This is a genomic window from Streptomyces eurocidicus, from assembly GCF_002891295.1.
Lineage (GTDB): Bacteria > Actinomycetota > Actinomycetes > Streptomycetales > Streptomycetaceae > Streptomyces > Streptomyces eurocidicus.
Window position 1 is genome coordinate 357,928 of sequence record NZ_LGUI01000006.1, and the last position, 24,497, is coordinate 382,424.

Annotated in this window: 20 protein-coding genes; 6 read left to right on the plus strand and 14 right to left on the minus strand. The window is 73.0% G+C overall.

Translation table 11 applies throughout. The features are described 5' to 3' along the window. Nucleotides 1-90: 90 nt before the first annotated feature. From AF335_RS20835 to AF335_RS20865, 7 genes are all read right to left on the minus strand, one after another. A complete protein-coding gene (locus AF335_RS20835) occupies nucleotides 91-1,143 on the minus strand; it encodes a chitinase (RefSeq protein ID WP_102919935.1) in 1,053 nt (350 codons plus the stop codon). A 142-nt stretch (nucleotides 1,144-1,285) separates the two neighbouring features. After that, nucleotides 1,286-2,392: a PP2C family protein-serine/threonine phosphatase gene (locus AF335_RS20840; protein ID WP_102919936.1), complete on the minus strand. Its 1,107-nt coding sequence runs from the start codon at nucleotides 2,390-2,392 to the stop codon at nucleotides 1,286-1,288. A 184-nt stretch (nucleotides 2,393-2,576) separates the two neighbouring features. Beyond that, complete coding sequence (locus AF335_RS20845; protein WP_228773168.1) at nucleotides 2,577-3,326, minus strand: HNH endonuclease family protein; 750 nt, start codon at nucleotides 3,324-3,326, stop codon at nucleotides 2,577-2,579. Between the two features lie 293 nt (nucleotides 3,327-3,619). Further along, entirely contained in the window at nucleotides 3,620-5,635 is a 2,016-nt protein-coding gene (locus tag AF335_RS20850; protein WP_102919938.1) for a M6 family metalloprotease domain-containing protein, read from the minus strand. Between the two features lie 320 nt (nucleotides 5,636-5,955). After that, complete coding sequence (locus AF335_RS20855; RefSeq protein WP_170127765.1) at nucleotides 5,956-6,573, minus strand: GNAT family N-acetyltransferase; 618 nt, start codon at nucleotides 6,571-6,573, stop codon at nucleotides 5,956-5,958. A gap of 135 nt (nucleotides 6,574-6,708) precedes the next feature. After that, on the minus strand, nucleotides 6,709-7,737 hold the full coding sequence (locus AF335_RS20860) for an SIS domain-containing protein (RefSeq protein ID WP_102919940.1): 1,029 nt from the start codon (nucleotides 7,735-7,737) through the stop codon (nucleotides 6,709-6,711). Between the two features lie 307 nt (nucleotides 7,738-8,044). After that, a complete protein-coding gene (locus tag AF335_RS20865; RefSeq protein ID WP_102919941.1) occupies nucleotides 8,045-8,896 on the minus strand; it encodes an SAM-dependent methyltransferase in 852 nt (283 codons plus the stop codon). 549 nt (nucleotides 8,897-9,445) lie between these two features. Here AF335_RS20865 and AF335_RS20870 point away from each other — a divergent pair. Beyond that, on the plus strand, nucleotides 9,446-10,849 hold the full coding sequence (locus tag AF335_RS20870) for an amino acid permease (RefSeq protein WP_102919942.1): 1,404 nt from the start codon (nucleotides 9,446-9,448) through the stop codon (nucleotides 10,847-10,849). A gap of 76 nt (nucleotides 10,850-10,925) precedes the next feature. Here the strand turns inward: AF335_RS20870 and AF335_RS20875 are convergent, their stop codons facing one another. Next, nucleotides 10,926-11,471, minus strand: a complete 546-nt coding sequence (locus AF335_RS20875; protein ID WP_102919943.1) for a YbaK/EbsC family protein — start codon at nucleotides 11,469-11,471, stop codon at nucleotides 10,926-10,928. Between the two features lie 46 nt (nucleotides 11,472-11,517). Continuing rightward, entirely contained in the window at nucleotides 11,518-12,798 is a 1,281-nt protein-coding gene (locus tag AF335_RS20880) for an MFS transporter (RefSeq protein WP_211304129.1), read from the minus strand. A 191-nt stretch (nucleotides 12,799-12,989) separates the two neighbouring features. Between AF335_RS20880 and AF335_RS20885 the strand changes: the two genes are divergently transcribed. Genes AF335_RS20885 through AF335_RS20905 form a run of 5 tightly spaced genes read left to right on the plus strand, consistent with a single transcriptional unit; the run spans nucleotide 12,990 to nucleotide 18,566 of the window. Beyond that, nucleotides 12,990-14,345 carry a DUF6002 family protein gene (locus AF335_RS20885; protein WP_184743349.1) on the plus strand — a complete coding sequence of 452 codons (1,356 nt, stop codon included), beginning with the start codon at nucleotides 12,990-12,992 and terminating at the stop codon, nucleotides 14,343-14,345. Nucleotides 14,346-14,355: 10 nt separating this feature from the next. Next, nucleotides 14,356-15,267 carry an LLM class flavin-dependent oxidoreductase gene (locus AF335_RS20890; RefSeq protein WP_102919946.1) on the plus strand — a complete coding sequence of 304 codons (912 nt, stop codon included), beginning with the start codon at nucleotides 14,356-14,358 and terminating at the stop codon, nucleotides 15,265-15,267. 50 nt (nucleotides 15,268-15,317) lie between these two features. Further along, entirely contained in the window at nucleotides 15,318-16,100 is a 783-nt protein-coding gene (locus AF335_RS20895; protein ID WP_170127766.1) for a class I SAM-dependent methyltransferase, read from the plus strand. Beyond that, the gene (locus AF335_RS20900) at nucleotides 16,097-17,206 is read left to right on the plus strand and encodes a GNAT family N-acetyltransferase (RefSeq protein ID WP_102919947.1); all 1,110 of its coding nucleotides are present in this window, start codon (nucleotides 16,097-16,099) and stop codon (nucleotides 17,204-17,206) included. Before AF335_RS20895 ends, AF335_RS20900 begins: the two co-directional genes overlap by 4 nt. 28 nt (nucleotides 17,207-17,234) lie before the next feature. Continuing rightward, nucleotides 17,235-18,566: a hypothetical protein gene (locus tag AF335_RS20905; RefSeq protein ID WP_102919948.1), complete on the plus strand. Its 1,332-nt coding sequence runs from the start codon at nucleotides 17,235-17,237 to the stop codon at nucleotides 18,564-18,566. 22 nt (nucleotides 18,567-18,588) lie between these two features. On the opposite strand, the gene AF335_RS20910 is transcribed toward AF335_RS20905, so the two are convergent. The 5 genes from AF335_RS20910 to AF335_RS20930 form a co-directional block, all read right to left on the minus strand. Then, complete coding sequence (locus tag AF335_RS20910; protein ID WP_102919949.1) at nucleotides 18,589-19,383, minus strand: maleylpyruvate isomerase family mycothiol-dependent enzyme; 795 nt, start codon at nucleotides 19,381-19,383, stop codon at nucleotides 18,589-18,591. Nucleotides 19,384-19,698: 315 nt separating this feature from the next. After that, entirely contained in the window at nucleotides 19,699-21,363 is a 1,665-nt protein-coding gene (locus AF335_RS20915) for an APC family permease (protein ID WP_102919950.1), read from the minus strand. A 478-nt stretch (nucleotides 21,364-21,841) separates the two neighbouring features. Then, on the minus strand, nucleotides 21,842-22,213 hold the full coding sequence (locus tag AF335_RS20920) for an arsenate reductase family protein (protein WP_102919951.1): 372 nt from the start codon (nucleotides 22,211-22,213) through the stop codon (nucleotides 21,842-21,844). Between the two features lie 66 nt (nucleotides 22,214-22,279). Next, nucleotides 22,280-23,380 carry a calcium:cation antiporter gene (locus AF335_RS20925; RefSeq protein WP_102919952.1) on the minus strand — a complete coding sequence of 367 codons (1,101 nt, stop codon included), beginning with the start codon at nucleotides 23,378-23,380 and terminating at the stop codon, nucleotides 22,280-22,282. A gap of 170 nt (nucleotides 23,381-23,550) precedes the next feature. After that, entirely contained in the window at nucleotides 23,551-24,366 is an 816-nt protein-coding gene (locus AF335_RS20930; protein ID WP_102919953.1) for a TRADD-N-associated membrane domain-containing protein, read from the minus strand. Between the last annotated feature and the right edge of the window lie 131 nt (nucleotides 24,367-24,497).

Consider the following 24,497-nt stretch of genomic DNA (forward strand, 5'->3'; position numbering starts at 1 on the left):
AGGCTGAGGTCTGTCCTGCCCTCGGCCTCACTCTGGCCTCACCGGCCCGGCCACCAGCAGTTCCCATGGTGGCCGGTGCCGGGTTGCGGCTCAGCGGCCCTGCAGAGCCTTCACGTTGTTCCCGAAGCTCCACGCCTTCGAGCCGTCCCAGTTAGCCGACCAGGTCATCAGCCCCTTGAGGCCGCCGCCGTAAGTGTTCCACGCCTGGGCCACCGAACCCGGGGCCATATAGCCGCCCCCGGCGCCCGGTTGCGCCGGGAGGCCCGGGACCTGTTTGTCGTAGGGGACCTTGATCGTGGTGCCCTGGACGACGAGGCCCTTGTTGAGGCAGTCCGTCTGCGCGGTGAAGCCCTTGACGGTTCCGGCGGAGTACGAGTCCCCGGAGCACCCGTACATGTTGCCGTTGTAGTACTGCATGTTGAGCCACCACAGACGGCCGTTGTCGGCGTACTTCTTCACGATCGGGAGGTACGCGCCCCAGATCGAGCCGTATGTCACGCTGCCGCCGGTGACATAGGCGGTCTCGGGGGCCATCGTGAGACCGAAGTTCGAGGGCATCCGGGCGAGCACGCCGTCGATGATGCGGATGAGGTTGGCCTGCGAGGTGGACGGCTTGGTGATGTCGCCGTCGCCGGTGAGGCCGGTCTCGATGTCGATGTCGATGCCGTCGAAGTTGTACGTCTTCAGGATCGGCACGATGGTCTCGACGAAGCGGTCGGCGACGGTGCTGGAGCCCAGGTCGATACCGGCGGCCGCGCCGCCTATGGACAGGAGGATCGTGGCGCCCGCCGCCTTGGCCCGGCACATCTCGGTCGGGGTCGCGACCTTGACGGTGGCGTCCATCCCGTCCTCCCACAGGGCGGTGCCGTCCGAGCGGATCACCGGGAAGGCCGCGTTGAGGACGTTGTAGCCGTGGTCGCCGAAGCGGGCGTCGGTGATCGGCGCCCACCCGAACGGCGGATGGACGCCGTTGGCCGCACCGTCCCAGTTCTCCCAGTACCCCTGGAGCACCTTGCCCGCAGGCTTCGGCTTGACCGCGCAGGTCTCCTCCGCCGGCGTGCCCGCCGCCGCGGTGGCGGGCAGCTGGGTGAGGAAGGCCAGGGCCAGCCCAGCCCCCAGCAGTCGTGCCGTTCTCCCTGACATGCCGTGTCGCCTCACGTTTTCCTCCACGCGTCCTTCCGGTCGCGCCCGACCGCACCGGGGCGCGGTGACACCCGGGGGGCAATCGTCGGAGGGCCCGGACCCGCCGTCAATAGGTCTGGACCAAGTTGGGGAGGTGTGCGGGTCAGGCGAGGCGTTCGACGGCGACGAACGCGGCGTCGTCGCCGAGCGAGCCGCCCGCGTGGGCGAGCAGGCTCTCGTGGATCAGCCGGACGAGCCGCTCCGGCTCGGTCTCGTGCCAGGCCGCCACGTTCCCGGCGAGGTCGTAGAAGGCGCCGTGGGAGTCACGCGCCTCGACGACGCCGTCCGTGTAGAGCAGGAGCACGTCGCCGCCGCGGTAGGAGAACGGCTCGGGCGCGTAGTCCTCCTCCGACCGCTCCCCGCCCACCCCGAGCGGGAGCGCCGGATCGCCCACCGTCAGGAACGTGACCTTCCCGTCGCGCAGGAGCAGTGGCGGCGGGTGGCCGCAGCTGATCAGCCTGAGCAGCTGTTCGTCGGCCGGGACCTCCAGGATCGCGGCGGTCACGAAGCCCTCCCCGTAGTCGGGCGCGCCGGTGGGTTCCACGGTGTCCCAGTGGACGGCGTTGTGCAGGTGCGCGACGAGCCTCGGCAGCGGGGGGTTGCGGTGGGCGGCCGCGCGGAAGGCGCCCAGCAGCAGCGCGGCGTCCCCGACGGCGGACAGCCCCTTGCCGCGTACGTCCCCGATCAGGAAGCGCGTCCCGTACCGCCCGGGCGCCACCGCGTAGAGATCGCCGCCGATCTGCGCCTCCGCCTCGGCCGCGACGTACACGGAGGCGATCCGCAGCGCGCCGATCCGGTCCGGGAGCGGCCGGAGCAGGACCTTCTGGGCGACGTCGGCGACCCAGCGGGCCTTGTGCAGGGCCTGCTCGTGCCGTTCGTGGACGGCCCTGAAGGCCACGACGAAGAGGGCGACCAGGAAGAGCGCCACGATCTGCGCCTGGTGGTTGGCCGTCGTCACCCCGCCGAGCAGTGCGCTGAGGGTGATCTGGGCACCCACGGCGAGCGCCCCGGCCAGGGCCGTGAGCCGGACGCCGCCGATCATGGCGGCGAGCGCGGGCGCCACCACGAGCAGCGGCCCCAGCTGGATGTTCTCGCCGGTCAGCAGGTCGAGCACCGTGATCGCCACGACCAGCCCGAACGGTACGGCGAGCAGCGCGGGGCGGTGACGCCACGGCTGCCCGAGACCCGGCGGACGGAGCTGGAGGCGCATGACTCCTGCTTACCTCCCCGGCGCGCCGGGTGCCTCTCCGGCGCGTCCGACACGCGCCCGGCCCCGCGCTTTCGGCTTCCCGGCCGGGGGCCGGGTCCCGGCCCGGGGCCTTGGTTCCGGGGTCTCCGGGGTCTCCGGGGTTTCAGCTCCGGGGTTTCAGCTCCGGGGTTTCAGCTCCGGGGTTTCAGTTCTGGGGTTTCAGCGTGACCTCGGGGCTGGTCTCGGCCGGGAGACGCTCGGCGGGGCAGGTGTCGAGGACCTTGCGCATGGCGGCGCCTTCGTCGGAGGTGACCCAGAGCTTGTACTCCTTCTTCACCGCGATCTGGCGCGCCACGTAGGGGCACGCGAACGACTTGTTCGGGGGGAGCCAGGCGGCGGCGTCCTTGTCGCCCTTGGCCCGGTTGGCGGGGCCGTCGGCCGCGATGAGGTTGAGGGGGTCGTTGGCCAGGGCCTCACGCTTCGCCTGAGTGAGCTTCTGCGCCCCGGTCTGCCACGCGGCCGAGAGCGCCACGGCGTGGTCGATGTCCACGGACCCGCCCCCGCCGCCGCGCTGGAAGGAGATCGTCTTGCCGGTGTAGGGGTCGGCGAGGGTGCCCGAGGTGATCACGCATTTCTTCCCGTCGTCGAACACGGGGTCCTTCAGGTCCCGGCGCAGGATGTCGTTCCGGGTGTCGCACTTGTTGCCCGAACCGGGGGCGTCGGTCTTGTCGGACCAGGCCGTGCCGAACGACTTGGCGCGGTCGTAGCCGTCCTTGGAGGCGGCCGCCTTGACGGGCAGCTCCGCCAGCGCCGCCTTGGCGGTGCCGGGTTTGGCGTCGGTGCCGGAGCGGTGTTTCTCGTCCTCCTCGTCGGTGCAGCCCGCGAGGGCCGTCAGCAGGAGGGTGGCGAAGAGAGCGGAACAGACGCGGACGCGGGCATGGGCACGAGGGTGCAACGGAACCTCATCTCCTCGGCGCGGGTCCGCCCGGAGGCCGACGCGGAATCGCGGCGGAACCACTGGGGGCCCGCGGGATAACTCCGTTCCGGGAGAGCTGTGCCCGGGCCTCGTGGCGGAACCACCGGCTTCCCGCCGCGCCTCGACGCATCCGGGGATCCCGCCCCTTCGGACCCGCGCACCGGCGTACGCGCGAGCGGCGAGGGGCGGCCGGCCCGCGAACGGCAGGCGGCCACCGCCCATGAGGACGGTGGCCGCGTGCGACCGGGGGCTCCGGCCGGGGCGCCCTGGGGTCACCTCTGCAGCGAGCAGGTGGCCTTGGCGGTCTTCTTCGGGTCGCTCTCCGAGCGCGCGGTGAGGACGACCTTGCCGTCCCGGTCGGCGCCCGCCTTGGCGTTCACCGCGACCTCGACGGGCACGGAGGCGCCGGCCTCGGCGGTGGCGAGCCGGTTGGGGAGCCAGGCGGACCAGCCGCGTCCGGCGGTCGTGGCCGACAGCCGGTACACGTCGGAGGAGAGGTACGGGCCGGCGTCGGTGGCACGGCCGGTGTTGGCGAGCGCGAAGGTGCACACGGCACGCCCGTCGGCGGGCCGGCCCTTGGCCTTGCCCTGGCCGAGGGCGAGGCCGCGGGTCTGCGGTCCCGTGCCGTCCAGGGACTTGACGCCGACGCTGTACGACAGCACCCCGGCGGCGTCGCGGCGCACGTCGAGGACGTAGAAGTGCAGCCGGTTGGCCTGGTCGACGTACTCGTACGAGCTGCCGGAGTCGGCTCCGGCGTGCAGCAGGGCGTCGCTGAGCTGCCGGTAGTCCCCCATGGTGATCTTCTGCGGGACGCCGTCGGGGCGCAGGAAGTCCACCATGCCGATGTCCTCGGGGTGGGCGTCGATCACCCAGACGAAGGGGGCCCGGTCCGCGTTCTTGGTCTTGCTGAGCAGGACCCCGTTGTCGGGTGTGAAGGAGTCCATGCCCATGCGGTCGACGACCTCGACGGTGTAGTTGTCGTAGCCGCCGCCGTCACAGAGGGGGTCGGTGTTACGGTCGCAGGCGGGTGACAGGTCGCGGCCCATGGTGATGTTGACGCCGGTGAGGCCGCGCTCGCCGGGCGGCGCGGAGCGCGCGGTGACACGGGCGACGACGAGCCCGGAGCCCTTGAGGGCGTCGCGGTCGAGGCGCAGGACGTTCTTCTCGTCGACGATGCCGAGCTTGAGCTTGTCCCGGAGGACGTGCTGGGCGCCCATCGAACCGCCGGCCGTGGCGGGGATCTGCCAGCGGGTGTGCGGTCCGCCGGGGCCGTTGAACGAACCCCGGGAGAGCATGCCCCAGATACCGGTGTAGGCGCGGCTCAGCGGGGTGCCGTAGGGGTTGTTGTAGTTGTCCCCGATGCCCAGGATGTGGCTGAGTTCATGGGCGAAGGTGGCCATGCCGGAGCTCTCGGCCTGGGTGGACGAGCCGTTCGCGGCGTTGGGCCAGATGCGGGCGGCGGCCTGCCAGGACGTCCACGGCACATAGCGGGTCTTCGCCGCGTTGCCGCCGCCGGGGATGGCGGAGGGCGGCCCCCAGGCGGCGGGCACGTCCTGCGGGGACCGGAATTTCATCGGGCCGAACTCCTGCCAGGCGGAGGACTCGTCCACGCCCGCGGTGAGGTAGAAGACGAAGTCGAACTCGGCCGCCTTGTCGGCGCCCACGTCGGCGACCCAGCCGCGCTTGCCGTCGGTGCGGATGTCCTTGCCGCAGGAGTCGCCGACCGGGCAGGCGCCGGGGTTCATACCGGGCTCGATGCCGTACTGGTAGGACTTCCACGGCATGCGGTAGACGCCGAAGGCGGTCAGGTCCACCCCGACCCGGCCGCCGGAGTCCTCCATCCAGTACTCGTTGATGGTGTGTCCCCGGTTGAGCGCGCCGGGTTTGTTGAGGAAGTTCTCGTAGAACTTGGGGACTTGCGCGCGGGGGATGCCGGAGGCGCTCGACTGCGGGTTGCCGAACCGGGCGGTGCCGGCCGGTTTGCTGACCGAGAACTCCTCGTCGGGGTAGTCCAGGAGCACCAGGGCGCCCTTGAACGTGCGCTTGGTGGGCTTGAGATCGGGGTCGGCCCAGTCCGTTCCCGGCACCGAGCGGTACTCGGCCCAGGTCATGTCGTCGGGGTTGCGCCAGTTCTGCGGATCGATCGGCTGGACGAGGGGCGGTCGGACCCGGGGGGCGTCGGGCGTCGCCCGCGCGGGTCCGGCGGCGGCGAGGGCCACGACGCCGAGGAGCAGGGCGACGATACTCGACCGCCGTAATCGGCGTGCGCGTCTGGGGCGCGGGAACACGGCTCACCTCTTGCCTGAACGTCGACGGATGCGAACATGACAAGCTATTCGAGTGTGCCTAGCGTGGCCAAGGTAGGGCTGAGGGAAGGCGCGACGCCAGAGTGCAGCCGTGACGTTCGTGGGGCGCGGCGGATCCGGGGGGCGGTACGGCGAGGTACGCCCGGTACGGCGAGGTACGCCCCCGCCGACCGGCCGGCCGTGGCGGCGGTGCGCGCCATGGCGACCGGGGACGGCCGAGGAGCCGTCCGTCGTCCGCCACAGCGCGGGGCTTCCGCCGCCGCTCAGGGCCCAAGGGCCGTCAACGGCCCCTCGGGTGACCCTCAGGCACCGGCCACGGGGCGGGGCGCGCGCCGCATGGCCCACAGCTCGGGCCCGCCGCCGGGCAGCCGCGCCTCGCCGAGCACGGTGAAGCCGAAGTGCTCGTAGACGGGGAGATTGGACGGCTTGGAGGACTCCAGGTAGACGGGCATGCCCGCTTCGTCGGCCTTGGCCAGCCCCGAGCGCAGCAGGGCGGCCCCGTGGCCCTGACCCCGGGCGGCCGGGTCGGCGCCGATCACCGCGAGGTACCAGTGGGGTTCCTGCGGTGCGTGTTCGGCGGCGGCCTCGACGGCGTCGCGGAACAGCCCGGCCCGGTCGCCGAGGATCTCCTGGAGCTCCTGGACGGTCTCCGCGTCGGGAACGGCCTTCTCCTGGCCCTCCGGCGCCACCCAGAAGGCGGCCGCCGCGTCGGTGCGCTCGCACACGCCGTGCCGGAGGTACTGCCGGGTGAAGAGGGTCGAGAAGTACCGGCCCAGCCCTGCCTCGCGAGTGGAGTCCTCGGGGAAGAACCAGCGCATCATCGGGTCGTCGCCGAAGGCGCCGGCCAGAGTGCCGCCGATGAACCGGGCGTCGTCGGGCGTCGCCGTCTTCGGGGTGTTGGATATCGCCATACGGCTCATTCTGCACCCCGGATGATCTTCGTCGGCGAGGGGGGTGCCGGGTCGTTCCACGGGCGAATGGGCCACCTGGGCAAGGGAGTCGTACGGACCGCCGGGCGGCCCCCGGGGAGGAGCCGCCCGGCGCGCGAGGGCCCGTCAGTAGTCGATCCGGAACATATAGCGCCGCTTGTCCGGGCCGTGCCCCCGCACGGCTTCCAGGTGCTGGGAGAACCGCGTCGTCACCGTCGCGAGCGCCAGGGGCCCGACCGCCGCCCGCGCCGCCCCGGGGACGCCCGGCAGGCTCAGTTCCGCCGTGTCGATGTAGTGGTGCCTCTTCGTGTGCCGGTCGAGGAAGGCCCGCGCGCGCTCGGCCACCGGACGGGTCGCGTCCTCGCCCAGCAGGAGCAGGACGGCCTGCTCCGCCGTGACGATCTCGAAGGCGCCGTGGAAGAACTCGCCCGCGTGGAACGCGGCGGCGTGCTTCCACTGCTTCTCCAGCAGGTGGCACATGGCGAAGGCGTACGCCTCGCCGTAGTTGGGCCCCGAGCCCAGCACGTAGGTGACGGGCTCGTCGGCCAGCGCGGTGGCGAGGGCGTGGTTGGACTCCTCGGTCTCCTCCAGCGCCGAGTACAGCGCGTCGGGCAGCACCTCGTACCCGGTGCGGACGGCGGCGTGGTCCCCCTCCGCGCCGGCCGCTTCGAGGAACGCGTGGGCGAACTGGCCGAGCAGGACCTGCCGGGGAGGCACGACGGTGTCGTTGCTCCGGTAGGTCCACGCCGTGTGCGCCGTCGCGGCGAGCGGGCTGCCGGCGGTGCGGGTGACGGCGACGACGCGGGCTCCGGCCGCGCGGGCCAGGCCCGCGGCGGCGAGGGACTCCTTGGTGGTCCCCGTGTGCGAACTGACCAGGACGACCGAGCCCTTGCCCAGGGTGGCCGGTCTGCGGTGGGTGAACTCGGCGCTGGTCATGCACCGGACCGGGAACGGCGCCCCGGCCTCCAGCACGAAGTGCGCCGGGCAGGCGTCGGCCAGCGCGCCCCCGCAGCCGACGAGGAAGACGCCGGACACACCCGCCGCGACGGCGCCGGCCGCGAAGGCGCGGATGGCGTCGTACTGGCCGAGCGCGAAGGCGACGGCGTCCTTGAAGTCCTCGGGTATCGGCTGGAGCGGGGTGGAGGTGTCGGTCACGGGTGCCCCTCATCGTCGAAGGCGCGGCACGGGTACGGGCCGCTGCGCGGGCCTGTTCCCCACCCCGCCCCTTCCCGAACCGGGGCTCCGCCCCGGACCCCGGTCCTCAATCTCCCCCAGCTACCGCTGGGAGGTGCCCCCGGACGGGCTGAAAATCAGCCCGTCCGGCGATTGAGGACACCGCGGAGCGCGGAAAAGGGGGCCCGGGGGCGGAGCCCCCGGATGGGGGCACCTCCCAGCGGTAGCTGGGGGAGGGAAGGGGCGGGGTGGGGAAAAGCCCCGCGCAGCGGCCCGGCGCCGCGGGCCGCTACACCGGCCGCCGCCCGTGCATCACCCCCCAGCGCAGCTTCCCGCCACGCACGATCCCCACCCACACCGGCAGGTTCTCCAGCAGATGATCGACGTACCCGCCGCTGATGACCCGCCGCAACTCCCCCTCCCGCACCCCCGTTTCCGCCGTCAGCCGTGTGTAATGCGTGAGCAGCTGCTCGCTGTGGTCCTCGAAGCCGACCTCCGACAGCGCGAGTTCGGTGAGCCTGCGGTGGTACGAGGACGGGGTCGCCAGCGTCTCCACGCCGAGCCGGGCCACCGCCGGGCGGAGCTCCTCCGCGGGGACGTCCTCCGCGGCCATGATGTCGGTGAAGGCCAGCGCGCCCCCGGGCCGGAGGACCCGTACCGCCTCGCCCAGTGCCTTGTCCCGGTCGTCGCTGTGGCAGAGGGCTTCCAGGGAACAGACGGCGTCGAAGTGGCCGTCTGGGAAAGGGACGTCGTGGAACGAGCCGGTGACGACCTCGACGAGACCGTCCAGGCCGCGCTCCGCGTTGGTGGCGCGGTGCCGCTCGTTCTGCGCGGCGCTGAGGTTGAGCGCGACGACCCGGCAGCCGAAACGCTCCGTGAGATAGCGGGCGGTCCCGCCGTAGCCGGAGCCCAGGTCCAGTACGGAGCGGCCGGGGCCCAGCCGGTCGGCGAGCCGGTCCGCCAGCCGTTCGACCGTGCGGCGGGAGGCGTCCGCGACGGGCTCCTCCGGGTGCCGGTAGATGCCGGTGTGGATGTCCTCGCCGCCCCAGATGGAGCGGTAGAAGGCGTCGACGTCGGAGGAGTCGTAGTAGCGGCGCGTCGCGTCCTCGCCCGCGCCCGGGGTGCTGGTGTCCTGGCTCATCGGTGCTGACCTCGCTCGTCGCTGTCGTCCGGCCGGTACCGGCCGGGTTCAGCCTGCCCACCCGGCCGACGGTGATCACAGGGAGAACCGGCCAATGTCCGAGCGGCGCGCACGGCCCGGCGCACACGGTCCGGCGCGCGCCTCACAGCGTCGCCGCCCGCCCCCGGGCTCCCCTCCGAGCGCGCCGGGCGACCTCATCTTCCGGGCCTCCGCCCCGCACGGGCGCCCGGCTTCCCCGGAGCGGGCCGGGAGACCTTGTGACCCTCTGTCCCCCCTCCCGGCCGGACGGCGTGATCGAGCGCATAAATCCGGCCAGACGGTGCTCCGTAACGACGTGATCGGCACTGGTGGGGCCGGTGTGACGCGTGAGAGGTTCGCGCCATGCAGGCCCCCCGAGCCATCCCGGCCGGCCCGGGCCCTGCCGGAGCTCTGGCGCGGGACGATCACGCTGCGTAAGGCGATCGTCCGAATATCGGACAGGCGGGTCGGGTCTTCGCCCACTTGCCCATACTCGTAACCCCCGATCTCGCATATTGGACAGGTACGACCATGAGCCGGACAGTCCCGTCCCCTCCCCCGCCGACCGAGACGTCACCGCAGCAGGGTTCCCCGCTGTCGAACGGACTCAAGCAGCGGCACCTTTCGATGATCGCCCTCGGCGGTGTCATCGGCGCGGGCCTCTTTGTGGGCTCCGGCGCCGGCATCGCCTCGGCCGGTCCGTCGATCGTGCTGGCCTACGCCGTATCCGGGCTGCTCGTGATGTTCGTGATGCGCATGCTCGGCGAGATGTCCGCCGCCAATCCGGTCTCGGGCTCCTTCTCGGTGCACGCCGACCGCGCGATCGGGCGGTGGGCGGGCTTCACCGCCGGCTGGATGTTCTGGACCCTGCTGGTGGTGGGCGTGGCGATCGAGGCGATCGGCGCGGCGCACATCGTGCAGGGCTGGCTGCCGGGCACCCCGTCCTGGATGTGGGTGCTGATCTTCATGGCGTTCTTCTGCGGCAGCAACCTGGCCGCGGTCTCCAACTTCGGCGAGTTCGAGTTCTGGTTCGCCGCGCTGAAGATCGCCGCCATCGCGGCCTTCCTGGTCCTGGGCCTGCTCGCGATCCTGGGCGTCCTGCCCGGCAGCGACTCCCCGGGCGCCGCGCACCTGCTGCACGACGGCGGCTTCCTGCCCAACGGCATGGACGGGCTGCTCATCGGGCTGCTGGCCTCCCTCGCCGCGTACGGCGGCCTGGAGACGGTGACCATCGCGGCCGCCGAGTCCGAGAACCCGGTCGACGGCGTGGCCAAGGCCGTGCGGACGACGATGTGGCGGATCGGCGTCGTCTACGTCGGCTCGATGCTGGTGATCGTCACGCTGCTGCCGTGGAACGACGAGTCCGTCACGGAGAGCGGCCCGTACGCCGCCGTGCTCGACCGCCTGAACGTCCCCGCCGGTGGCCAGATCATGAACGTGGTCGTCCTGATCGCGCTGCTGTCGGCGATGAACGCCAACATCTACGGCTCCTCGCGCATGGCCTACTCGCTGGTGTCGCGCGGCCAGGGGCCGAAGGCCCTGGCCAAGGTCTCCGGCGGGGTGCCGCGCCGCGCGGTGCTGGCGTCGTCCGCGTTCGGCTTCTTCGCCGTCCTGCTGTCGTACTGGTGGCCCACCACGGTCTTCGCCTGGCTGCTGAACATGGTCGGCGGCGTCGTGCTGATCGTGTGGGGCTTCATCGCCGCCTCGCAGCTGCTGCTGCGCCGCCGGATGGAGCGCGAGGCGCCCGGGCAGCTGGTGGTGCGGATGTGGGCCTTCCCGTATCTGACCTGGGTGACGCTGGCCGGGGTGGCCGGTGCGCTGGTCCTGATGGGCCTGGAGTCCGACACCCGCGTCCAGCTGTACTCCACGGGCGGTCTGGCGCTGGCCCTGGCCCTGGTCGGGTACGTCCAGCAGCGGGCGGCCGCGAAGCGCTGAGTCCCGCCACTCGCCACGAAGGCCGGTCGCCCTCCCGGAGAGGAGGGCGACCGGCCTTCGGCGTACCCGGGGCGTGCTACGCCACCGCCACGCCCAGACCCGGAAGGACCCGGGCGCCCGGCAGGCCGGCGAGCAGCGGGCCGGGGACCCAGAGCTTGGAGCCCCGGATCCCGGACCCCACCACGAGCCCGGGGTGCGCGGCGGCCTCGGCGTCCACCAGGACCGGCCAGCCCTCCGGCAGCCCGACGGGCGTGATGCCGCCGTACTCCATACCGGTGTCCGCCAGCACGGCGTCCATGGGCGCGAACGACACCTTCCGGGCGCCGAGGTGCCGCCGCACCAGTCCGTTGACGTCGGCCCGGCCCGTGGCGGGGACCACACAGGCCGCGTAGGTCGTCGCCCCGCCCCGCTTCGCGGCGACGACCACGCAGTTGGCGGAGTCCGCCAGGGGCACGCCGTACGCCTCGCAGAACTCGACGGTGTCCGAGAGCGCGGGGTCGATGCCGGCGATCTCCACCCGGGCGGCGTCCTCCTCCGTCCAGCGGCCGAGCGCGGCGGCGACGGAAGGGGCCATCAGATCGGTCCGGGACAGGGCGGGAAGGACCTCGAGCGTCGTGTTCATGGCCCCATCCAACCGCACCGGCGCCACCGGGCCGCCGGGGGGCGGATCAGGTCCCCGCCGCCCGGCGCCCGGCCGGGAAACGGCGCACCTCCGGGGACAGCAGGGCCGCCGAGGTGGCGAGGACGACGAGGCCGGCGCAGCCCAGCAGCGCGGTACGGGGGCCGGTGGCCGCGGCGACCGGACCGGCCACCAGCAGGCCGAGCGGGGCGAACGCCAGGGAGCCGAACCAGTCGTAGGCGCTGACCCGGGAGAGGGCACCGACGGGCACCTCGCGTTGCAGCGTCGTCGCCCACAGAACCCCGAAGACGTCGCCCGCGACGCCCGCGGCGAACGCCGACACGGCGGTCGCCCAGACCGGGGCGCCCGCCCCCAGCAGCACCATGGGCGACGCCGCGGGGAAGGTGGCCAGCACGGCGACCAGGACGGGGCGCCGCGCGCGGAGCCGGATCGCCATGGCGGCGCCCACGAGCGTGCCCACCGCCTGCGCGGCGACGACGAGGGACCACTCGCGCGCCCCGGCGGGGCTCCGGCCGCTCGCCAGCGGGCCCAGGACGCCCACCGTGGCGTTGACGGCCGCGACGACGAACGCGTACTGGGCCACCACGACCCACAGCCACTGCCGGGAGGTGAACTCGCGCCAGCCGTCCCGGAGGTCGCCCCACCCGGAGCCGGCGCGCCGGCGGTGGGCCCGGACCGGCCGGACGGCGGCGATCAGCACGGCGCTCACCAGGAACGAGAGCGCGTCGAGGGCCAGCGCCCAGCCCGCGCCCGCCCAGGCGACGACGGTCCCGGACAGGGCCAGGCCGAGCACCATGGCGACGTTCGTGCCCATCCGCAGCAGAGCGTTGGCCTCCGTCAGCCGGTCGCGGGCGACGATCTCCGGGACCACGGCGGTCATGGCCGGGGAGAAGAGCGCGGTGGCGGTCCCGGCCGTCGCCGCGAGCAGGGCCATGGCGGGGAGCGGCGCGTGCCCGGTCAGGGTCATGACGGCGAGGCCGGCGTAGGCGAGCGCGCCGGTGGTCTCCGCGACGACCATGAGGCGTATACGGGGTATTCGGTCCGCTATGACGCCGCCGACCAGGACGAAGAGCAGTTGGGGAAGCATCTGGCAGGCCAGCACCAGGGAGAGTTTCCCCGGGGTGGCGCCGGGCAGTTCCAGCACGGCGAACGCCAGGGCCACCCGGGCGAATCCATTGCCGAGGACGGACACCGTCCGGGCCCAGGAGAGGAGTTGGAAGTTCCGGTCGCGGAGCGGAGCCGGCGCGGCCGGGGGCACGGGTGCGGAGGGCGGCGACGGCGGTGCGGGCCGTCCTGATGAGCGACTCACTCCGTCAGTGTGCGTCGGCCCCGGGAAGAGACACCGGCCTTTTCGGGCAGAGAGTCACTATCCGGCCACATCTCACCAGCTTCTCCGTAACCCCCGGAGAGGGACATTACGGGGTCTAGCATGGGTGATCGGACATGCTCAAGGACATTCCGGAAAGCCGCCCACCGGGCTCGGCGGTACGGGAGGGGCCGATGGGAGCACATGGGCCAACAGTTCTGGACAATGCGATAAGCCATTACTACGACCGCGTCCAGACGGCTCTCCATCATGTGGCGGAGAGCCGCGGCGCCGACGCCCGGAAGGGCTTCTCCCCCGGCCCCCTGCTGCCTCCCCCGACCGACCGGTTCCATGACTTCCTGTCCGTATCCGGCCTGGCGGCGACCGGACTCGGCGAGCACCACGGGGTGCGGCTCACCCTGCTGGACCTGATGCGCAATCCCGGGACGAGAACCACGAAGACCATGGCCTCGCTGGTCATCGTGGCCCGCGCCGCGCACCACGTACGGGAGACCGGGGAGCCCCTGATGCTCCTCACGCCCTCCTCCGCGAACAAGGCCACCGCCCTGCGCGACGCCGTCCTGCGCGCCGTCGGCCACGGCCTGGTCACCCGCGACGAGTTGCGCATCGCCTGCGTGGTCCCCGCGGAGTCCGCCCACAAGGTGTGGCGGTCCGGACTCTCCGACGACCGGGAGCTGCGCCGCCGCAATCCGGTGCTGGTGCACGCCGGTGCCGGCGCCGCCGTCAAGGCCCTGGCGGGCGAGGCCGCCGGGGAGCCCGCGGCCCGGATCGAGCGGCTGACCGGCGTCCGCGTCTGGCACACCCTCGACCTCGACAACTACCGCGCCCCGGACACCGTACGGGCCTGGTTCGAGGACGAGTTCCTGCCGCCGCCCGCCGGTGTCCGCTGGCACTCCCACGCCGTGTCCAGCGCCTTCGGGCTCCTCGGCCACCACTTCGGCACCGGACTCCTCGCCGCGGAAAGGCCGGGCGCGGCGCGCCCGGCGCCCGGTTACCTCCTGATCCAGCACCTCGCCACCCCCGATATGGTGCTCGACCTGCACCCGGAGGAAGGGCTCCCCGCGTACGCCCGGGACGGCGCGACCGGCCTCTTCACGCAGGACCGGAACCCGCGCTTCCCCTCCGTCGCCGACGACCCGGCGGAGACCGTCGACCCCACCTTCTACACCAGGTCGCCCGCCACGGCCCCCGCGATGAGCGAGATCGTCCGGGCCCAGGGCGGCGGCGGCCTGGTCGTCTCCCGGCACGAGTGCCTCGGGCGGTACGCGGAGGTCCGCGCCCTGGTGGCGCCCGCCGGGGTGCCGCTGCCCGCCGACCCGGCGCGGCTGCGCGAGTGGTCGCTGGTCATGGCGGTGACGGGCACGCTGCTCGCCGTCGAACGCGGCCTGGTGGAGGCCGACGAGGTCGTCGTGCACGGCAGCGGTTCCTACACGGCCGACGACTTCGCGCCGCTGCCGCCCACCGCGCGGCGGACCGCCACAAGCGTCTCCGACGTCGCGGACGCGCTCCACGCGGCCGCCCGGCGATGAGGCGGCGAGGATGCGCACCGGGATCGTGATCCTCCCCGAACACCCCTGGCCGGCCGCCCGCCGGCACTGGCTGCGCGCCGAGGAGCTCGGTTTCCACCACGCCTGGACGTACGACCACCTCTCCTGGCGCTCGCTGCGCGACGCACCGTGGTTCGGCGCGATACCACTGCTGGCCGCGGTCGCCGCGGTCACCACCCGGATCCGGCTGGGTCCCCTCGTCGCCACCCCGAACCTCCGGCACCCGGCGGTGCTGGCCAAGGAGCTCATGACGCTCGACCACATCGCGGGCGGCAGGGCCGTCGCGGGTCTCGGCGCCGGAGCGGCCGGTTCCGACGCCCGCGCGCTGGGCGGCCCCCCGCTCTCCCCCGCCCGGCGGGCCGCCCGCTTCGAGGAGTTCGTCGCCCTGACGGACCGGCTGCTCGGCCAGGACCGCACCGACCACGAAGGCCCCTTCTACACCGCCCGGGGCGCCCGTACGATCCCCGGCTGTGTGCAGCGCCCCCGCCTCCCCTTCATCATCGCGGCGACCGGGCCGCGCGGCATGCGGCTGGCGGCGCGGCACGGGCAGGGCTGGGTGACCCATGGCACCGCCGCCGGGCCCGGCGAGCTCCCCGAGGCCGAGGTGCTGCCCCTCCTGGCCCGGCAGTCCGCCCTGTTCGGGGACGCCTGCGAACAGGCCGGCCGCGCCCCGGCGGAGGCCGGCCGCATGGTGCTCGGCAGCCGGCTGGTCCCCGGTCTCACGGACTCCGTGGACCGGCTGCTCGGCTTCGCGGCGGAGTGCGCCGCGCTGGGCTTCACCGACCTGGTCCTCCACCGGCCCAGGCCCTCGGGGGTGTTCGCCGGGGACGTCACGGCCTTCGAGGAGGTCGTGGCGGCCGCGATCCCGCAGGTCGAGCGGCTGAAGCCGCCCCCGGGCGGCTGAATCCGCGGCGGAAGGACCGGAGCGGAAGGACGAGGAGAGGCGGAGCGGGCGTGACGACGGACGAGGAGACCCCGCCCCCGGGCGGACCCGGCATCGGCGACTACGGCCGGACGTTCGGCGAGGTCTACGACGACTGGTACCCCCCGGAGTTCGGCGACGGCACGGCGGCCGTGGCGGCGCTGGCGCGCTTCGGAGCCGGCGGCGAGGCCCTCGAACTGGGCGTCGGCACCGGCCGTATCGCCATACCCCTCGCCCGGCGCGGCGTCCGCGTCCACGGGGTGGACAGCTCGCCCGAGATGCTGCGCCGGCTGCGCGGAAAGCCCGGCGGGCACCTGGTGCGCACCGTGCTCGCGGACATGGCCGACTGCGACCTGGGCCGCCGGTTCACTCTCGTCTACTCCGTCTTCAACAGCCTCTTCTGCCTCCCCGACCAGGCCCGGCAGACCGCCTGCCTCGCCGTCGCCGCCCGCCATCTGGCACCCGGCGGCCGCCTCGTCGTCGACCACCAGATCCCCGCCGGCGTCTCCCCCGGGATCTCCGCCCGGCACTTCCACACCGAGGAGGACCGGTTCCGCTTCTCCCTGGTCGACTGCGACCCGGTGACCCAGGTGATGGACCGGCGCACCGTGGTCGTCACGGACGGCGACACCGTCTCGTACCGGTCGGTCATCCGCTATGTGTGGCCCGGCGAGCTGGATCTGATGGCCGCGGCGGCGGGGCTGGTGCCGCTGGCCCGCGCGGCCGACTGGAAGGGGTCGCCGATGAGCGCCGACAGCCCGGGGTGCGTGTCCGTCTACCGCCACCGGGCACCCGGGGAAGGGGCGAAGGCGTGACGGGCGAGGAGCGTCCCCCGGTCCCGGCCAGGTCGGCGCCGCCGTCCCGCGCGCTGCTGCGGGCGCGGTACGCGTGGGACACGGCTCCCCGGCTGGCGGGCGTGCGCGTCCGGTGGGACGGCGCCGTGCACGCCCGCCTGACGGCCTGCTCGCCGCCGCACAGCCCGGTGCGGCTGTGTTACGAGGGGCTGGGCGACGGCTCGCGGCACGTGCTGCCGTTCCTCCGGCAGCGGGGCGTGGAGACGCGGGAGACGCGGCCCGGCGCGCCCGTGGACGTCCGGCTGTCCGGGCTCCCCGCCCGGCGGGTGCCCCCACCGGGGCCGGCCACGCTCGTGCTGCCGTTCCGGGTGCGGCTCGTCGTCCCCGTGGGCGACGGGCCCGAGGCCCTGCGCGCCCGGATCTCCGCGCGCGAGCGCCGGACCTTCCGCGCCCGGCGCGCCGCCCGGGGGTGGACGTGGGAGACCTGCGCCGATCCGCGCGCCTTCGACCACTTCTACCAGCGGATGCACCTGCCCACCATGCGGCGCCGGCACGGCGACGCGACCCGGGGACTGCCCGCCGGCCTCGCCTACGAATGCCTCTTCCGGAGGGGGATCCTCTTCTTCCTGGTCGAGGACGGCACCCGGGTGGCCGGGGTGCTGTGCGCCCTCACCCGGCCGCGCGTCCTGACGATGCGGCTGCTCGGCGTCCTCGGCGGCGCGGAGCGGCACTACGCGGACGGCGCCGTACGGGCGCTGACGCACTTCGCGCTGGAGTGGGCGGAGGCGCACGGCTTCTCCCACGTCGACCTGTCCGGCTGCGAGCCCTTCCTCAGTAAGGGGATCTTCCAGTTCAAGCAGCGGTTCCATCCGGAGTGCCGGCTGCCGGACGACCACTTCGGCGGCAAACGGCTAGTGCTCCGTGTCCTGCGGGACACCCCGGCGGTACGGGACCTCCTGGTGGCGAACCCGGTGCTCGCCTGCGGCGACGACGGCCTGGAGGCCCTGTACCCCCATGACGCGGACCGGCCGCCCCGTACCGAACTGGCGTGGCGGTGCCCGGGCGTACGCCGCGCCCGGCACCTACCGCTGGACACCTTCCTGCGGGACACGGCGGGACGGGCCTGAGGGACCCGAGGGATCTGAGGGAGAGATCATGACGGCGACGGCGGGGCACCACCCCTGGTTCGGCTCGTACCTTCCGGACCGGCCGGGCCCGGCCCTCGTCCGGGAGGTCCTCGTCGAGGAGATGCGCGACCTGGGCTTCCACGAGGGGCTGGTGTCGGCCCGGCCGCTGCTCGTCCCCCCGGGCAGCGCCGCGGAGCTGTACGGCGCGGCCGCGCGGCTGCTGGACCTCCTCCGCCGGGCCCTGCTGGCGAGCGGGCCCACGGCGCGGCACCGGATGGCCGCGCTGGGCGTGGACGAGTCGCTGCACCCCTTGTTCGTCGACGCGCGGCTGGAGGAGCGTTACTGCGGCTGTATGGCCCGCCCGGACGCGGTGATCGGTGCGGACGGTCCGCGGTTCCTGGAGTTCAACGTCGGTGGGGCGGTCGGCGGGGCCGTCCACACGCACATGATGACGCGGGCTTGGCGCCGCGTGTACGGCGGCGCCCCGCCCTTCGACGGCCCTTCGCTGTTCGGGGCGCGCCGCCGGCTCTTCGCCGCGGTCGGCGAGGAGCTGCGGCTGCCCCCGGCCGTCGCCCTGCTGGGCACGGTCCGCGACCTGCCCGGGGTGGGCAGCGCCCGCTACTTCGACGTCGAGGTCGACCACCTGCGGCGGCACGGCTTCCGGGCCGAGTTCTTCGAACCGGAGGAGCTGGACCGGGCGTACGACCCCACGGGCGGCTTCCGGTTCCCCCTGGGCCTGCGGCACTTCACGGTCACCGAATGGCGCGAGCACGGCATCGACCTGGCGCCGGTACGCCGGGCGCTCGACGCCGGGTGCCTCTTCCTGGCGCCGCAGACCGCTTTCCTGATCTCCAACAAGAAGGTTCTCGGGTGGGTGTCGGAGGGGCTGCCCTGGATGACCGGCGCCGACCGGGCGCTGGTGCGCCGCTACCTCCCCTGGACCAGGGTGGTCCGCGACCGCCGCGTCGGCTGGCGCGGCCGGGAGCACGACCTGGGCGAGCTGCTGCTGCGCCGACGGGCATGCTTCGTGCTCAAGAAGGCCGTCGGCATGTGCGGCGACGGCGTGCTCCTGGGGCCGTCCACCGACCCCGCGGTGTGGGAGCGCGCCGTGGGGCGGGCGTTGCGGGAGGAGGACAGCATTGCCCAGGAGTACGTGGAGGCGGGGCGGTGCGCGACAGAGGTGACCGACGGGACGGGGTCCGGCACCCGTCCCGCGACGATCGCCCCGCTCCTCGGCCCGTACGTCGTCGCGGGCAGGCCGGCGGGCTGTCTGGTCCGCTATTTCGCGTCGGGCGAGAGCGGCATCGTCAGCATGTACGGCCACGGGGCGCTGATCAATGTGCTGGTGGCCGCGGGCTGACCGGGGTGCCGCCCCCTTCGTCTCAGAACGCGGAGTTCGCGGACCAGCGCATCAGCAGCTCCTCGTCCCCCTCCACCCGGAGGGCGTCCGAGTCGGGGCCGAGGCGCCCGTACAGGAACAGCAGCAGATCCGCGGCGGCCCCCTGGACGGACACGTCGGCGGCCGGGTGCGCGGCCTCCGGGTACGGGCCCGTCTCCACGGTGAAGCCGTCGGAGCCGAGGCGGACGAGCCAGTCGCCGTCGCCGTCGGCGCACCGGAAGCGCAGGGTCTCTCCGGCCCCGCGCAGCTCGGCCACCTTGGGGGCGAAGAACGCGGCGTGGGGCAGGTTGACGAGGAACTCGTCGACGCCGTCGGCGGCCAGGTCGCGGTCGATCACGGGGCTGAGGCCGAGGGCGCGCTCCGCGTCGGTGCGGTGGACCAGGGTCTCGAACAGCATCCGGCGGATCCAGAACCTGGCGTGCTGGTCGGCTCCCCAGGCCCACATCGGGGCGTCCGGGTCGAGCTCGGCGAAGGCGCTCGCGGCCTCGGCGGCGCTGTCCGCCAGCCAGTCCGGGTAGCCGTCCTCGCTCGCCGGGAGCCGCAGCTCCACGTCGCGGCTGCGCGGCGGTTCCTGGATGCGCCCGCGCAGGAGCACGGAGAACCAGCGCTGCACACTGCCGGTGTGCCGGACGAGGTCGGCGAGCGTCCAGCCCGGGCAGCCGGGCACCGGGGTGGCGAGATCGGCATCCTTGACCGCCGCGACGAACGCGGCGGTCTCGGCGGCGACGGCGTCTCGGTGGACGGCGGGGGCGGATGCCCGGCCCGATCGGTTCGACATGTGTTTCGCCGCGCTTCCTGCTGCTCCGGCCCGGCAGCCTGACCTGCGGGCGTCTTGGGGCAGCCTGCCACAGTGGGGCGTGCGGCTTGTGGGCGGGCGGGGGTTCTTTCCCCTACCCGCCCCTTCCCGTAACCGGGGAGATCCCCGGGCCCCCGTTCCGCGCTCCGCGCGGTGTCCTCAAACGCCGGACGGGCTGAATTTTCCGCCCGTTCCGGGCAACAAATCAGCCCGTCCGGCGTTTGAGGACCGGGGTCCGGGGCGGAGCCCCGGTTCGGGAAGGGGCGGGGTGGGGAACAAGCCCGCCGCAGGCGACCCCTAGGAGACCGTGGTCCCCGCAGGGCTGCCCTGACGAGGGACGTCGGCATGGGTCACGGCCGCGGCGTCGGCATCCGCACCGAGCGGATCAGCCCCCGGCAACCCCGCCTCATGAGCCCGCACCCCAGCCCGTACCGCCCAGAAGTAGAAGCCCAGGGCCGACAGCCCGACCAGCGCGATGTCGACACCGCCGGGAAGCACCCCGTGGCCGCCGAACTCCTCGCTGCCGAGGGCCGACAGCAGGGACATCCACAGCAGGAATCCGATCATCCACCAGGCCGGGGCGAACTGCCTGCGCAGGTCGGTCTCGCCCTTGCGGCGCAGTACGAGCGCGGCGATGGGGACCGAGAGCAGAGTCAGCAGGGTCACCTTGCCGGTGTTGGGCCACTTCGACCAGTACAGGGCGCAGGCCGCGAAGGCGAAGATGAGCGGGCAGAGGACCTTGGCGGCGGGCAGCCGGAAGGGGCGGGGCAGGTCGGGCTTGGTCTGCCGGAAGACGCCGACCGCGATGGGGCCCATGAGGTAGGAGACGACCATCGCCGCGGAGACGACGCTGGCCAGGGCCTCCCAGCTGTGGCCGATGGTCAGCAGGAGCAGGACGGAGAAGCCCAGGTTGAGCCACATGGCGGGGCGGGCGACGCCGTAGCGGGGGTGCACCTCGGCGATCTTCTTGGGGAAGAAGCCGGTGTCGGCGAGGTTCTGGGCCAGGTAGGCGGCCGAGGCGACGTTGCCGATGTTGGCGCCGTTGGGCGAGATGAAGGCGCCGAACTGGAGCATGGTGACGACCCAGTGCAGCATCAGCAGCTTGGCGAGGTCGGCGAAGGGCGAGGAGAAGTTGACACCGCTCCAGCCGCCGGCCTCGGCGAGCTTTTCCGGGGGGACGGCGCCGAGGAAGGCGACCTGGAGGGCCAGGTAGATCACCAGGCCGAGGGAGAGGGCGCCGACGAGGGCGAGGGGGATGGCCCGGCCGGGGTTCTTGGCGTTGCCGCCGAGGTTGACGACGGCCTGGAAGCCGTTGAAGGCGAAGACGACGCCGGAGGCGCTGACGGCGGTGAGGACGGCGGACCAGCCGTTGGGGGCGAAGCCGCCGTGCGAGGTGAAGTTCTCGGTGTGGAAGCCGGAGGCGATGAGCGCGGCGACCGCGAGGACCGGGATGGCGAACTTGACCAGGGTCAGCAGGTTGTTGGCCCGTGCCAGCAGCTCGACCGACCAGTAGCAGGCCAGCCACAGGGCGACGGTCAGGAACAGGGCCATCGCGATGCCGGTGCCGGAGAGGCTGCCGTCGGCGACCAGCCCGCGGGCCCAGCCGAAGCTCCACGAGGACATGTACTGGGTGCCCGCGATGGCCTCGATCGGGATCAGCGAGGCGGTCGCTATCCACACCGCCCAGCCGGTGATGAAGCCCAGCACCGGGCCGTGCGAGAGGGAGCCGAACCTGGCCATGGCCCCCGGCAGCGGATAGGCGGCGCCCACCTCGGCGTACGACATGGCGATCATGCCGATGAAGATGGCGCCGATCACCCAGGCGACCAGGGCGGCGGGCCCCGCGACCTGCGCCGCCTGACCGGCCCCGAAGAGCCAGCCGGAGCCGAAGATCGACCCCAGCCCGATCATGATCAGGGCGAAGAGGCTCAGGCCCTTTCGATTGGCCGCGCTCAGGTCCACGACGTGCTTTTCCGTTCTGCCGGGAGACAAGATCTGGAGGCAGCCTTGAGCGACTCTCCGGTCGTGCGGCTGCCATACCTGCTGCATTGGCTCGCGCCGACCGACGGCGCCATTTTCCGGATCGAGTGCGCACGGAGTGAGTTCCGCCACTCGCGCTGAATTCCGGCCCCGTCGGCTTTGCCGACATCGGGCCCCCGGGAGCAACACACCGGGATTTGCGTGACGGGGCGGGGAAATTCGCACAGCGATTTCCCCGTCCGTCGGCGACGAGATCGCCGAGGACGCAATAGCGACGGCCGTCATCGTACGGTAATTCGAGGAGCGGATCCAAACGCGACGGGGCGCTCCATTAGGGCCGTGACCAGGCCATTACCGCCGGTCAGGCCCGCTCCGTACCGCGCTGAACCTGAGGCCCGGTGCGGTACGGACGAACGGGGTGGTCCGGCGTCCGTCCCGTACCGCCGGCGGGTGGTCCGGGTCAGCCGCGCGCGGACCTGGCCAGGGCCTCGCGCACCGCCTCCTCCGTGCGGCCGACCACGGCCGAGCCGTCGTCCGCGGTGATGAGGGGGCGCTGGATCAGCCGGGGGTGGGCGGCCAGGGCGGCGACCCAGCGGTCTCGCGCCGGTTCGTCGCGCGGCCAGTCCTTGAGACCGAGTTCCTTGGCCTCCGGCTCCTGGGTGCGCGTGATGTCCCACGGCTCCAGCCCGAGCCGGCCGAGGACGGCGCGGATCTCGTCCTCGTCCGGTACGTCCTCCAGGTAGCGGCGCACGGTGTACGCGGCACCCTCCGCGTCCAGCAGGCCGACCGCGCCGCGGCACTTCGAGCAGGCGGGATTGATCCAGATCTCCATGGCGCACACGGTATCGCGGAGCCGCCGGGGCTCCCCGAGGACCGATGGCGCGAAGGGCCCGACGGCTCAGGGACTGACGGCGAGGACGATATAGGCCGCCAGGAGGGAGAGGTGCACCCCGCCCTGGAGCGGGGTGGCGCGCCCCGGGATCACCGTGAGGGTGCCGACGGCGACGGTGAGGGCCAGCAGCACCATGTGGGTCGCGCCCAGGCCGAGGACGAGCGGCCCCTCCAGCCAGACGGAGGCCACCGCGACGGCGGGGATGGTCAGGCCGATGCTGGCCATGGCCGAGCCGAGGCCGAGGTTGAGGCTGGTCTGGACCCGGTCGCGGCGGGCGGCGCGCACGGCCGCGATCGTCTCGGGCAGCAGGACCAGCAGCGCGATGACGACACCGACGACGGAGGCGGGCAGCCCGGCGGCGGCCACCCCGGACTCGATGGTGGGCGAGACCCCCTTGGCCAGGCCGACGACCGCGATCAGCGCGACGGCGAGGAGGCCCAGGCTGGTCAGCGCGGCGCGGGCCGAGGGCGGGTCGGCGTGGTCGTCGGTGTCGATGACCTCGCCCTCGGCGGTCACGGGCAGGAAGTAGTCGCGGTGCCGGATGGTCTGGGTGGCCACGAACAGCCCGTAGAGGATCAGCGCGGCGACGGCCGCGAAGACCAGCTGGGCCGGGGAGAACCGCGGCCCCGGGGTGCTGGTGGTGAAGGTCGGCAGGACCAGGCTCAGGCCGGCGAGCGTGGCCACCGTGCCGAAGGCCGCTCCCGTGCCCTCGGCGTTGAACACCGCGACCCGGCGCTTGAGCGCTCCCACCAGCAGTGACAGACCGACGATGCCATTACAGGTGATCATCACCGCGGCGAAGACCGTGTCCCGGGCCAGTGTGCTGCTCTTGTCACCTCCGTCGGCCATCAGCGTCACGATGAGGGCCACTTCGATGATGGTCACCGCGATGGCCAGCACCAGCGACCCGAAGGGTTCGCCGACCCGGTGCGCGATCACCTCCGCGTGGTGCACGGCGGACAGCACCGCGGCGGCCAGACAGCAGCTGACCAGCACCACCATTCCGGTGGGCAGGGCGCGCCCCCAGGTCAGGGCGAGCACGACGGCCGCCAGGACCGGTGCGAGGGTGGGCCAGTGCCGGGACAGCGAGCGGGGCCGAAGGTTCATGGGGCGATCTTCGCAGATTGCCCCATGAAGACCGATTCAGCACACTTGACGGCCCTACGGCATGCCTGGTGGCCCTACGGCATGCTTGACGACTCCACGACCGTACTTTCGGACGAGCCGGCCCCATCGCCCGGCCGAGGCGGGGGCGGCGGACGGGGCCGGACCTCCCGTCACCCCACGTCGCCCGGCCGCCCGGACACGACCGGGTGGGCGGGGCCCGGCTTCAGGTCACCGCCCGGCGGCTCCGCTCCGGCGCCTTCCCTGTTCCTGCACGAACCGGCCAGGGACTTGGCCATGGAGCTCAGGGTCTCGTTGCGCAGGTCGTCGTCCCTGGAGATTCTGGCGGCGAGATAATTGCCGAAATGGAGGTAATGGGTGGTCACCAGCCGGTCCTGCTGCGCCGTCAGCCGCTTCGAGGTCTCCTGGAACATCCGCAGGAAGATGTACGCCACGAAATTCGTCAGGATGCCGGCGACCGCGCCCACCCCGCCGGTGATCAGTTTTGCCGAGGTGTCGGCCTCGCCGGATCCGCTGACCTGTTTGAGGCTGTACCCGATGATGACGAAGCCCGACAGGATGCAGAACAGGCCGAACAGGAAGATGATGCGCCCTTGCGACAGCGTCTGGCTCTGATGCCGTTTCACCTGTAGCTGGTTCAGCCTGAAGAGCTTGTACGCGAACAGGTCCACGGGCTGGTGCTCGAAGTCGACGAGGTCCTTCTCGTCGTCGATGTTCTGTATGTCCACCGTCACCTCGCCCGCGGCGGACAGCATGAAGCCGCCCAGCGCCGTGACCAGCAGGCTGTACAGCGCGATCGGAACGGTGAGGGGGCGGGTGTCCTTGTCGAGCTTCACATACAGGATGACCATGCCGACGGCGGCCAGGCATCCCACGGCCACCAGGGCGACGCCGACGATGAGCCTGCGGGAGCGTCTGTCCTTGAGCCCCGCGCGACGTGCGTCGAGGAGCTCCAGGTGCTCGGACACCCAGGCGTGCAGCTCCGGGTCCTTCGGGGGTGCGGCCGCCCCGGACCCGTCCGGGAGGTTCCCGGTCCCGGTGTCTTCGGCGGCCCCGGCCGGCGGGAGGTCCCTTCGCCGTCCCGGCGACCTGAACATGC

Coding starts and splice junctions, on each gene's coding strand:
- AF335_RS20875 (WP_102919943.1), bottom strand. CDS start 11,471: ATGAACACGACGCTCGAGGTCCTTCCCGCCCTGTCCCGGACCGATCTG.
- AF335_RS20840 (WP_102919936.1), bottom strand. CDS start 2,392: ATGCGCCTCCAGCTCCGTCCGCCGGGTCTCGGGCAGCCGTGGCGTCAC.
- AF335_RS20910 (WP_102919949.1), bottom strand. CDS start 19,383: ATGTCGAACCGATCGGGCCGGGCATCCGCCCCCGCCGTCCACCGAGAC.
- AF335_RS20835 (WP_102919935.1), bottom strand. CDS start 1,143: ATGTCAGGGAGAACGGCACGACTGCTGGGGGCTGGGCTGGCCCTGGCC.
- AF335_RS20890 (WP_102919946.1), top strand. CDS start 14,356: ATGCGCACCGGGATCGTGATCCTCCCCGAACACCCCTGGCCGGCCGCC.
- AF335_RS20865 (WP_102919941.1), bottom strand. CDS start 8,896: ATGAGCCAGGACACCAGCACCCCGGGCGCGGGCGAGGACGCGACGCGC.
- AF335_RS20925 (WP_102919952.1), bottom strand. CDS start 23,380: ATGAACCTTCGGCCCCGCTCGCTGTCCCGGCACTGGCCCACCCTCGCA.
- AF335_RS20920 (WP_102919951.1), bottom strand. CDS start 22,213: ATGGAGATCTGGATCAATCCCGCCTGCTCGAAGTGCCGCGGCGCGGTC.
- AF335_RS20855 (WP_170127765.1), bottom strand. CDS start 6,573: ATGAGCCGTATGGCGATATCCAACACCCCGAAGACGGCGACGCCCGAC.
- AF335_RS20905 (WP_102919948.1), top strand. CDS start 17,235: ATGACGGCGACGGCGGGGCACCACCCCTGGTTCGGCTCGTACCTTCCG.
- AF335_RS20885 (WP_184743349.1), top strand. CDS start 12,990: ATGGGAGCACATGGGCCAACAGTTCTGGACAATGCGATAAGCCATTAC.
- AF335_RS20870 (WP_102919942.1), top strand. CDS start 9,446: ATGAGCCGGACAGTCCCGTCCCCTCCCCCGCCGACCGAGACGTCACCG.